We start from the raw sequence: 9,208 nt of genomic DNA on the forward strand, positions 1-9,208 counted from the left end.
GGAGGGTGTAGGAAATGACTGTACAAGAAATTTCACGAGTGATCGATGGCAAACGTGTTATTGTGAAGAAACCTGAACTGTTAATCCCTGCGGGTAACTTAGAAAAATTAAAAGTAGCTATCCATTACGGGGCAGATGCTGTATATTTAGGTGGACAAGAATTTGGTCTTCGTTCGAATGCAGGTAACTTTACACTGGAAGAAATGGCAGAAGGTGTGGAATTTGCAAAGAAATATGGAGCAAAAATATATGTAACAACAAATATCTTTGCACATAATGAAAATATGGACGGGCTAGAGGAATATTTAAAAGGGATTGAAAAAGCTGGCGTAACGGGAATTATCGTTGCTGATCCACTTATTATTGAGACTTGTAAACGTGTAGCGCCTTCTGTTGAGGTGCATTTAAGTACACAACAATCACTATCCAACTGGAAAGCAGCACAGTATTGGAAAGAAGAAGGTTTACATCGTCTTGTATTAGCTCGTGAAGCAAGCTATGAAGAGATGAAAGAAATTAAAGAAAAAGTGGATATTGAAATTGAGGCATTCGTCCATGGTGCAATGTGTATCGCATATTCAGGAAGATGTACGTTAAGTAACCATATGACAGCGCGTGACTCTAACCGTGGTGGTTGTTGTCAATCTTGTCGCTGGGACTATGATTTAGTTCAAACAGTATCACAACATAAAGATGCAAAAGAGCTTCCTTTATTCCAAGAAGAAGATGCTCATTTTGCAATGAGTCCAAAAGACTTAAATTTAATTTTATCAATTCCGAAAATGATTGAAATTGGAATTGATAGTTTAAAGGTTGAAGGACGTATGAAATCAATCCATTACGTAGCGACTGTAGCGACAGTATATCGTAAAGTAATTGATGCATATTGTGCGGATCCTGATAACTTTGAGTTTAAACAAGAATGGTTAGATGAGCTGGATAAATGTGCAAATCGTGATACAGCTCCTGCATTCTTTGAAGGGGTTCCAGGACATCAAGAGCAAATGTTTGGAAATCATAGTAAGAAAACAACGTATGATTTTGCTGGTTTAGTGTTAGATTATAATGAAGAAACGGGCATCGTAACGATTGAGCAACGTAATCATTTCAAACCAGGACATGAAGTGGAGTTCTTTGGGCCAGAAATAGAAAACTTTACACAAACGGTGGAGAAAATTTGGGATGAGGATGGAAACGAATTAGATGCAGCGAGACATCCGTTGCAAATCGTGAAATTCAAAGTGGATCAACGAGTGTATGTGAATAATATGATGCGCAAAAGCATACTTCAATAAGAAAGAGTGGTAGTCGAATGGGGACGAATAAGCCTGTTGTAATTGGAATTGCTGGTGGTTCGGGATCAGGTAAAACGAGTGTAACGAAAGCGATTTTTGACCATTTTAAAGGTCATTCTATTTTAATCTTGGAGCAAGATTATTATTACAAAGATCAAAGCCATTTACCAATGGAAGAGCGTTTAAAAACAAATTATGATCATCCGCTTGCGTTTGATAATGATCTGTTAATTGAACATTTGCAGCAGTTGCTTGCATATGAGCAAATTGATAAGCCTGTATATGACTATACATTGCATACGCGTTCAGAAGAAATTATTCCAGTTGAGCCGAAAGATGTAATCATTTTAGAAGGAATTCTTATTTTAGAAGATCCACGTCTTTGTGAGTTAATGGACATTAAGTTATTCGTTGATACAGATGCAGATCTTCGTATTCTGCGCCGCATGCAGCGTGATATTAAAGAACGCGGTCGTACGATGGATTCAGTTATTGATCAATACGTAAATGTTGTACGTCCAATGCACAATCAATTTATTGAGCCTTCTAAGAAATTTGCGGATATTATTATCCCTGAAGGTGGACAAAACCACGTTGCAATTGATATTATGGTTACAAAAATTGCAACAATTCTTGAACAAAAAGTAAATTTGTAATAGCATAGTAAAAGATATACGGTAGGAAGGGATTTTTTCCCTTCCTATCGAATACAATGAAACATGCAACCTCATCTATATATAGGTGAGGGCATATTTATATCAACTTTCCATACATATCTTCTTTATATAAAGAAGAATTGGGAATACGGGGTTGTATGTGACAACTCCGCTAGTACAGGCGTGCTAGAAACCTCCGCTCTACATATAAGCGGGGGAGTTTTCATATGGAACTCCTCTTTTTTTCGGGGGATTGGTATATAAAAGGAGTGGAAAATATGGCAACAGAAAAAACATACCCTATGACGCAAGAGGGTAAGCAAAAGCTAGAGAACGAACTTGAGGATTTAAAAACGGTAAAACGTAAAGAGGTTGTAGAGCGCATTAAGATTGCACGTAGCTTCGGAGATCTTTCTGAGAACTCTGAGTACGATGCTGCAAAAGATGAGCAAGCATTCGTAGAAGGACGTATTACACAATTAGAAAACATGATTCGTAACGCAGTTATCATCACAGATAACGGTGAAGAATCTACAGTTGTTACATTAGGTAAAACAGTAACATTTAAAGAATTACCAGATGGAGATGAAGAAGCTTACACAATCGTAGGTAGCGCAGAAGCAGACCCGTTTGAAGGAAGAATTTCTAACGATTCTCCAATCGCAAAGAGCTTATTAGGCAAGCAAATTGGTGAGAAGGTAGCAATCCAAACTCCAGGTGGAGAAATGCAAGTAGAGATTATCTCTGTAAAATAATTAAAAATCACTCGTGTAAAAGCGAGTGATTTTTTTATTTGTATAAAAGATGAAACACTCCGTCCAAACTATAGTAGACGAGGTGTTTTTGTATGAAAATAAACCGGAGAATTATAATTGTTCTAATTTGTTTTATAAGTGTCATGTTTATCTTATTTTGTCGTTTAATTCAAATACAAATTATAGATACGGAGTCATTTACGGATCGTAAGATTAATTTAATTGAAAAAAGTGTTACACAACGGACGCAATCCATTACGGTAGATGATGGACGAGGTCATTTTATAGATCGAAACGGTAAGGAAATAGGCGAGGAAAAGTACCCTGTTTTAATTGTTTTTCCATTTCTACAAATAAAAAATGACATGTTAGAGAAAATTGCGCATATCATTGGTGTGTCGAGACAAGAGATTGAAAGTCAAATGAAAGATAAGAAAAGCGCATTTATCATACAAAGGGGAGATAGACCATTTCGATTGGCACGCGAGCAGATGGAGAAGGTAAATCAATTAAATGTATTAGGTATGGTAGCAGCTGAAGTTCGTTTACGGCAAACTGGCAGGGTGAATCATTTAATTGGCAATGTGGGTGAGAATGAACGAGAATTTCAAAAACGATACGGAGAAGTAAGAAAAATTTCAAAGCAAACGCCAATTGGCATTTCAGGATTGCAACAATCATTTGATGAGTTTCTTTTGACCGATGGAGAGACGAAAGTATTGTATCAGGTGGATCGGCAAGGAGAACCGATTTTTGGAAAACAAGCGAAATACACGGCACCTGGAAATCCGTTTTACCCAGTGAAGATTCAAACTACTTTACATAACGAGTTACAGCGAAAAGCAGAAGAAGTAGTTGAAGCAAGCGAAATAAAGAAGGGGGGATTAGTGTTACTTGATGTAAAGAAAAATGAAATTTTAGCGATGGTCAGCAAACCATCTGTACAGATGAAAGATGAAAGGCTATATAAAACTACACTTGAAAATCAAATGTTAACACCACATTTTCCTGGTTCTGTTTTTAAAACAATAGTTGCAGCCGCAATGATTGATCAAAATGAAAATATTTTTAATCGCAGATTTAATTGTAATAAAGATTTATATGGTGAAGACCACCCACAAGTTATGATGGGGACACTTAGTTTTAAAGAGAGCTTTGCTAGAAGCTGTAACAGGACATTTTCAGAGTTAGGTAACGAGTTAATACAAAAGGATAAGATGGTGTTAGAAACTTACGTAGCAGCTTTAGGAGCCGCTGATAAGGTTGGATGGAGAGGTTCTGTATTTCATACAACTCACTTTGAGCAAATGCCAGAGGAGAAGAGTGTTACGATTTGGGGGAATGAAGGGAATAAGAATAATAAAAAAGCGGTAGCACAAACAGCAAGTGGACAGAAAGATGTACGCATGTCACCTCTAGCGATTGCCAATATGATGGCGACAATTGCTAGGGATGGAGAAAAAATGGAAGTAAAAGCTGTTGAAAAGATAATGTATAAAAATGGAACAGACTTTTATACATTTGAAAACCATGCATTAGGTGGAAAGCAGCTTCCGTATGAAACAGTGAAAGCATTACAACAGTTATTAAGGAGCGTTGTAACAACGGAGAAAGGAACAGGAGCCGCATTCAGGTCGTTACCACTAAGTGTCGCTGGAAAATCTGGGACAGCACAAACAGGGAAAGGGACGAAAGAGAATCGTTGGTTTGCAGGTTATTTTCCATATGAAAATCCAAGATACGCTTTAGTTGTCGTGGATATAGAAACGAATAGCAATGTAAATAAAGTTACACCTATTTTCAAAGCTATCGTAGAATCAATCTATCGATTAGAGAAGGAAAAGTAATCTTGCAATTTATAGTGAAATCTATTCATTTCATGAAAATATTATTGTAAATGTTCAACCTTTCTAGATTTAATGTTACAATAGCAAGTATGAAAAACTGCATGGAGGTTTGAAGAATGGCAGGAGGATCTAGATTCCAACAGAAACAACAAAAACGTCGTCAAAACGGTGTTTTAAATATTGCAATCGCAATTGTATTAATATTAGTAGCTATTGTATCCTATCAATTGTTTGTTCCTGAAAGAAAAGAAGAAGCGTCTCCTAGTGACAAAAAAGTATCTCAGCAAACAACGAAAGAGAATAAATCTGAGAAAGCTAAAGGAAAAGAAGAGACGAAGAAGAACGAGCAAGAGATGGCAGAGGCTAAGAAGAAAGAAGAAGAAGAGAAGCTAAAGGCTGAAGAAGAACAGAAAAAAGCTGAGGAAGAAGCGAAAGCTAACGAGAAAGTACCAGCTGAAAAAACACAGCCAAAGGCAACTGACGCTTATACGAAATCTTCTTGGAAGCCAGTAGGTACAGAGCAAGGTGCAACACCTGCGATGACGTTTAAAAAAGGTACAGCAGATTGGAATGAGATGAACCAAGCAATTTCAGCTGCAATTGACGTTCCAGTAGAGCAATTAGTTATTCATCGAATCGGAAATAACGGTAAAAATAAAGCTTACGGTAACGTACAAGATAAACAATCAGGTAAAAGATATTATGTAAATATTGATTGGGTAGAGAATGAGGGCTGGAAACCAGTACTTGTTCAAACTCTAAACTAAAAAAAGAGAAGCTCCTAAGGAGCTTCTCTTTTTTAGCGTAATTTTTTTAATTTAAAATGAACAACCGCGCTATAATACGGTCTTTTGCTTTCAGGATCCATAACCATTTGATGTGAGATGTGATGAACTTCAAGCATAAGTGCTTTATTATTATCAATTTGTTCACTAATTTTTCGTTCTAAAGAAGCTAAGTCTCCCGCTTCAAAAAACTCTACTTTATCTTCTAACATTTCAAAGGTAAATGACATGAAGACGGCCCCTCTCCTATGTAATCAACTATAGTGTAACAAAGAAAAGAAGGAAATACCATGTACATTTCAATTGACATTTTTAGAAAGAGGGAATATCATACTGATAAAACCGATAAGAAAAAGGGGAATTTTTATGGGTACAGAATTTAATGGTTTATTTGATGAGTGGGCTCATACGTACGATTCATTTGTACAAGGCGAAGATATACAATATAAAGAAGTTTTCGCCCATTATGAGGATATTCTAGAGGATGTAGTTAACAAGTCATTTGGTAATGTATTAGAATTTGGTGTTGGTACTGGTAATTTAACAAATAAATTATTACTTGCTGGCCGCACAGTTTACGGTATAGAGCCATCACGTGAAATGCGCATGATTGCAAAAGAGAAATTGCCGCAAGAGTTTTCCATTACAGAAGGTGATTTTCTTTCATTTGAAGTCCCAAATTCAATTGATACCATAGTAAGCACCTATGCATTTCATCATTTAACAGATGATGAAAAAAATGTAGCAATTGCGAAGTATAGTCAATTGCTAAACAAAGGTGGTAAAATAGTGTTTGCTGATACGATATTTGCAGATCAAGATGCATATGATAAAACTGTTGAAACAGCAAAACAAAGAGGTTTTCATCAGTTAGCAAATGATTTGCAAACGGAATACTATACACGTATTCCAGTCATGCAGTCTATTTTTGAAAACAATGGCTTCCATGTAACGTTTACGAGATTAAATCATTTCGTTTGGGTAATGGAGGCAACTAAGCAATAGAAAGAGGGATTAGATTGAGAATTGCTGTAATTGGAGCAATGGAAGAAGAAGTACGTATTTTACGTGACAAATTAGAACAAGCAGAGACAGAAACGGTTGCGGGTTGTGAATTTACGAAAGGACAATTAGCAGGACATGAAGTAATCTTGTTAAAGTCTGGTATTGGTAAAGTAAATGCAGCGATGTCAACGACAATTTTATTAGAAAGATATAAGCCTGAAAAAGTAATTAATACTGGTTCAGCTGGTGGATTCCATCATTCTCTAAATGTTGGAGATGTCGTTATTTCAACAGAAGTTCGTCATCATGACGTAGATGTAACAGCATTTAACTATGAGTATGGTCAAGTACCAGGAATGCCGCCTGGATTCAAGGCTGATGCAGCATTGGTTGCATTGGCTGAGAAATGTATGCAGGCAGAAGAAAATATTCAAGTTGTAAAAGGTATGATTGCAACAGGCGATTCATTTATGAGTGATCCGAACCGCGTTGCAGCAATTCGTGATAAATTTGAAAATCTTTATGCAGTAGAAATGGAAGCAGCAGCTGTTGCGCAAGTATGCCACCAATATGAGGTCCCATTTGTTATTATTCGTGCACTTTCTGATATTGCTGGTAAAGAATCAAATGTTTCATTTGATCAATTTTTAGATCAAGCAGCTCTTCATTCTACAAACTTTATCGTAAAAGTACTAGAAGAGTTAAAGTAATGTAACAAAAAGGCAACTGTCTCATATAAAGAAAATACATACAGTTGCCTTTTCTTTATTGGCAAATAAGGGGGAGAACACGATGAATATATATCGTGGAGTTCATGAGTTAATTGGTCATACACCAATTGTAGAAATTACTCGTTTTTCACTTCCAGAAGGGGTCCGTTTATTTGCAAAGCTTGAATTTTATAACCCAGGCGGAAGTGTTAAGGATCGGCTAGGAAGAGAATTAATCGAAGATGCGCTAGAAAAAGGGCTTGTAACCCAGGGTGGAACAATTATTGAACCGACTGCTGGAAATACTGGTATTGGACTGGCACTTGCAGCGTTACAACATGATTTACACGTTATCGTTTGTGTACCAGAGAAATTTAGCATTGAAAAACAAGAATTAATGAAAGCACTAGGCGCAACGGTCGTGCATACGCCGACTGAGCAAGGAATGACCGGTGCAATTGCAAAAGCAAAAGAGTTAGTAAATGAAATACCGAATTCATACTCTCCAAGTCAGTTTGCGAATGAAGCAAACCCACGTGCATATTTCAAAACATTAGGTCCTGAACTTTGGTCGGCACTTAACGGAGAGATTAACATATTTGTTGCAGGAGCAGGAACTGGTGGTACATTCATGGGGACTGCATCTTATTTGAAAGAAAAAAATATAGATATAAAAACGGTTATTGTCGAACCAGAAGGATCCATTTTAAATGGTGGTAAAGCTGGGCCGCATGAAACAGAAGGGATTGGCCTTGAATTTATCCCGCCATTTTTGAAAACATCTTATTTTGATGACATTCATACAATTTCTGATCGAAATGCTTTTTTACGAGTGAAGGAATTAGCGCAAAAAGAAGGACTGCTCGTTGGGAGCTCTTCCGGGGCGGCATTTCATGCAAGTTTACTTGAAGCAGAGAAAGCGGCACCAGGTACAAATATTGTCACGATTTTTCCTGATAGTAGTGAGCGCTATTTAAGTAAAGACATATACAAAGGATGGGAATAAAAAATGAGAGCAAAGACAAAGTTAATTCATGGTATTCGCATAGGAGAACCTTCAACTGGATCTGTAAATGTACCGATTTATCAAACAAGTACGTACAAACAAGAAGCAGTTGGTAAGCATCAAGGATATGAATATTCACGTACAGGCAACCCAACACGTGCAGCTTTAGAAGAAATGATTGCTGTATTAGAAAACGGTCATGCTGGTTTTGCATTTGGTTCAGGAATGGCTGCTATTACAGCTACAATTATGTTGTTCTCAAAAGGTGATCATGTTATTTTAACAGATGATGTGTATGGTGGAACGTACCGCGTTATCACAAAAGTATTAAACCGCTTCGGTATTGAGCATACATTTGTAGATACAACAAAATTAGAGGAAGTTGAAGAAGCAATCCGTCCAAATACGAAAGCGATTTATGTGGAAACACCAACGAACCCGTTACTGAAAATTACTGATATAAAGAAAATATCTACTCTTGCTAAAGAGAAAGATTTATTAACAATTATTGATAACACATTCATGACGCCATATTGGCAGTCGCCGATTTCTTTAGGAGCAGATATTGTACTTCATAGTGCAACGAAGTATTTAGGAGGTCATAGTGACGTAGTTGCAGGTTTAGTAGTTGTAAATAGCCCGCAATTAGCAGAAGACCTTCACTTTGTACAAAATTCAACGGGAGGCATTCTTGGCCCACAAGATAGCTTCTTGCTACTTCGTGGTTTAAAAACATTAGGAATTCGAATGGAAGAGCATGAAACGAATTCACGCGCTATTGCGGAGTTTTTAAATAACCATCCAAAAGTAAATAAAGTATATTACCCAGGCCTTGAGTCACATCAAAACCATGAACTTGCAACAGAACAAGCAAATGGATTTGGTGCTATTATCTCATTTGATGTAGATAGCGAAGAAACATTAAATAAAGTACTTGAGAAATTACAATACTTTACACTTGCTGAAAGTTTAGGAGCAGTAGAAAGTTTAATTTCTATCCCATCTCAAATGACACATGCATCAATCCCAGCAGATCGTCGCAAAGAATTAGGAATTACAGATACATTAATTCGAATTTCTGTCGGTATTGAAGACGGGGAAGATTTAATTGAAGATTTAGCACAAGCGTTATCATAATAAAAATGCACT

10 protein-coding genes are annotated in these 9,208 nt (G+C 36.8%); 9 read left to right on the forward strand and 1 reads right to left on the reverse strand.

Annotated features, from left to right (window positions below):
* Positions 1-14: 14 nt before the first annotated feature.
* The 5 genes from COL05_RS21750 to COL05_RS21770 all read left to right on the forward strand — a co-directional run bounded on the left by COL05_RS21750 (position 15) and on the right by COL05_RS21770 (position 5,320).
* On the forward strand, positions 15-1,295 hold the full coding sequence (locus COL05_RS21750) for a peptidase U32 family protein (protein WP_000217970.1): 1,281 nt from the start codon (positions 15-17) through the stop codon (positions 1,293-1,295).
* 17 nt (positions 1,296-1,312) lie between these two features.
* The gene (udk, locus tag COL05_RS21755; RefSeq protein WP_000537078.1) at positions 1,313-1,951 is read left to right on the forward strand and encodes a uridine kinase; all 639 of its coding nucleotides are present in this window, start codon (positions 1,313-1,315) and stop codon (positions 1,949-1,951) included.
* Between the two features lie 278 nt (positions 1,952-2,229).
* Entirely contained in the window at positions 2,230-2,706 is a 477-nt protein-coding gene (greA, locus tag COL05_RS21760) for a transcription elongation factor GreA (RefSeq protein WP_000179963.1), read from the forward strand.
* 92 nt (positions 2,707-2,798) lie between these two features.
* Positions 2,799-4,553, forward strand: a complete 1,755-nt coding sequence (locus COL05_RS21765) for a peptidoglycan D,D-transpeptidase FtsI family protein (RefSeq protein ID WP_098670108.1) — start codon at positions 2,799-2,801, stop codon at positions 4,551-4,553.
* A gap of 116 nt (positions 4,554-4,669) precedes the next feature.
* Complete coding sequence (locus COL05_RS21770) at positions 4,670-5,320, forward strand: YrrS family protein (RefSeq protein WP_098670109.1); 651 nt, start codon at positions 4,670-4,672, stop codon at positions 5,318-5,320.
* A gap of 32 nt (positions 5,321-5,352) precedes the next feature.
* On the opposite strand, the gene COL05_RS21775 is transcribed toward COL05_RS21770, so the two are convergent.
* The gene (locus COL05_RS21775; RefSeq protein WP_000010984.1) at positions 5,353-5,568 is read right to left on the reverse strand and encodes a YrzA family protein; all 216 of its coding nucleotides are present in this window, start codon (positions 5,566-5,568) and stop codon (positions 5,353-5,355) included.
* Positions 5,569-5,704: 136 nt separating this feature from the next.
* Here COL05_RS21775 and COL05_RS21780 point away from each other — a divergent pair, with 136 nt between their 5' ends.
* The 4 genes from COL05_RS21780 to COL05_RS21795 all read left to right on the forward strand — a co-directional run bounded on the left by COL05_RS21780 (position 5,705) and on the right by COL05_RS21795 (position 9,196).
* Entirely contained in the window at positions 5,705-6,343 is a 639-nt protein-coding gene (locus COL05_RS21780; RefSeq protein ID WP_098670110.1) for a class I SAM-dependent DNA methyltransferase, read from the forward strand.
* A gap of 14 nt (positions 6,344-6,357) precedes the next feature.
* Positions 6,358-7,053, forward strand: a complete 696-nt coding sequence (gene mtnN / locus COL05_RS21785; protein WP_098670111.1) for a 5'-methylthioadenosine/S-adenosylhomocysteine nucleosidase — start codon at positions 6,358-6,360, stop codon at positions 7,051-7,053.
* A gap of 82 nt (positions 7,054-7,135) precedes the next feature.
* Positions 7,136-8,059: an O-acetylserine dependent cystathionine beta-synthase gene (locus tag COL05_RS21790; RefSeq protein ID WP_098670112.1), complete on the forward strand. Its 924-nt coding sequence runs from the start codon at positions 7,136-7,138 to the stop codon at positions 8,057-8,059.
* 3 nt (positions 8,060-8,062) lie between these two features.
* The gene (locus COL05_RS21795; protein WP_098670113.1) at positions 8,063-9,196 is read left to right on the forward strand and encodes a bifunctional cystathionine gamma-lyase/homocysteine desulfhydrase; all 1,134 of its coding nucleotides are present in this window, start codon (positions 8,063-8,065) and stop codon (positions 9,194-9,196) included.
* Positions 9,197-9,208: the final 12 nt, after the last annotated feature.

It is taken from the genome of Bacillus sp. AFS059628 (assembly GCF_002571225.1).
Taxonomy (GTDB): Bacteria; Bacillota; Bacilli; order Bacillales; family Bacillaceae_G; genus Bacillus_A.

What these genes read in the sequence shown, in the direction of transcription:
- COL05_RS21750 (WP_000217970.1), top strand. Translation starts at nt 15, where the DNA reads ATGACTGTACAAGAAATTTCACGAGTGATCGATGGCAAACGTGTTATT.
- COL05_RS21790 (WP_098670112.1), top strand. Translation starts at nt 7,136, where the DNA reads ATGAATATATATCGTGGAGTTCATGAGTTAATTGGTCATACACCAATT.
- COL05_RS21770 (WP_098670109.1), top strand. Translation starts at nt 4,670, where the DNA reads ATGGCAGGAGGATCTAGATTCCAACAGAAACAACAAAAACGTCGTCAA.
- COL05_RS21780 (WP_098670110.1), top strand. Translation starts at nt 5,705, where the DNA reads ATGGGTACAGAATTTAATGGTTTATTTGATGAGTGGGCTCATACGTAC.
- COL05_RS21775 (WP_000010984.1), bottom strand. Translation starts at nt 5,568, where the DNA reads ATGTCATTTACCTTTGAAATGTTAGAAGATAAAGTAGAGTTTTTTGAA.
- greA (WP_000179963.1), top strand. Translation starts at nt 2,230, where the DNA reads ATGGCAACAGAAAAAACATACCCTATGACGCAAGAGGGTAAGCAAAAG.
- COL05_RS21765 (WP_098670108.1), top strand. Translation starts at nt 2,799, where the DNA reads ATGAAAATAAACCGGAGAATTATAATTGTTCTAATTTGTTTTATAAGT.
- COL05_RS21795 (WP_098670113.1), top strand. Translation starts at nt 8,063, where the DNA reads ATGAGAGCAAAGACAAAGTTAATTCATGGTATTCGCATAGGAGAACCT.
- udk (WP_000537078.1), top strand. Translation starts at nt 1,313, where the DNA reads ATGGGGACGAATAAGCCTGTTGTAATTGGAATTGCTGGTGGTTCGGGA.